Origin of the sequence: Mesorhizobium sp. M4A.F.Ca.ET.020.02.1.1, assembly GCF_004022645.1 — a bacterium.
GTDB lineage: Bacteria > Pseudomonadota > Alphaproteobacteria > Rhizobiales > Rhizobiaceae > Mesorhizobium.
The window spans coordinates 1-750 of sequence record NZ_RZOI01001286.1 but is presented as its reverse complement, the minus strand read 5'-3'; the positions used below and the strand labels follow the sequence as shown (position 1 = coordinate 750).

The 750-nt window shown below is 65.7% G+C and carries 1 protein-coding gene and 1 pseudogene; both read left to right on the top strand.

Annotated features, from left to right (window positions below):
• Positions 1-587: pseudogene (locus EN742_RS36690) on the top strand (bifunctional salicylyl-CoA 5-hydroxylase/oxidoreductase); the annotation flags it as partial.
• Positions 584-750: SDR family NAD(P)-dependent oxidoreductase (locus tag EN742_RS36685; RefSeq protein ID WP_128333973.1), on the top strand; the 167-nt coding region annotated here is incomplete at its 3' end. The pseudogene EN742_RS36690 and the gene EN742_RS36685, both read left to right, overlap by 4 nt.

Genomic DNA, 750 nt, shown 5'->3' with positions numbered 1-750 from the left:
CGCATGGCTATCTCTTGTCCTCATTCATCACGCCACTGACCAACCGGCGCACCGACGAGTATGGCGGCTCGCTGGAAAACCGTATGCGCTATCCGCTGGAGATCTTCCGCGCGGTGCGTGCCGTGTGGCCCTCGGAAAAGCCGATCTCGATGCGCATCTCGGCCAATGACTGGGTCGGTATCGAGGGCGTCACACCTGCCGACGCGGTCGAAATCGCAAAACTGCTGCACGAGGCCGGTGTCGATCTCTGCGACGTGTCGGCCGGGCAGACCTCGATCGCGGCAAAACCAGTCTATGGCCGCATGTTCCAGACACCGTTCTCCGACCGAATCCGCAACGAGGTCGGCATGGCGACGATGGCCGTCGGCAACATCTATGAGCCGGACCATGTCAACTCGATCCTGATGGCGGGCCGCGCCGATCTCGTCGCGCTGGCCCGGCCGCATCTCACCGATCCCTACTGGACGCTGCATGCAGCGGTGGCGCTCGGCGACCGCGGCGTCAAATGGCCGGATCCCTATCTGCCCGGCCGCGACCAGCTTTACCGGCTGGCCCAGCGCGAAGCGGCGGCGGGGTTGAAGGTATGACCTCCACCGCAAAAACCACGGCCAGGCATGCCTTGGTCACCGGCGGTGGTTCAGGCGTCGGACGGGCGATCGCGCTGGCGCTCGCCGGCGCCGGCGTCAACGTCACCATCTGCGGGCGACGTGAGGCAGCCCTTGCCGAAGTGGGCAAGGAAAGCCCGCGCAT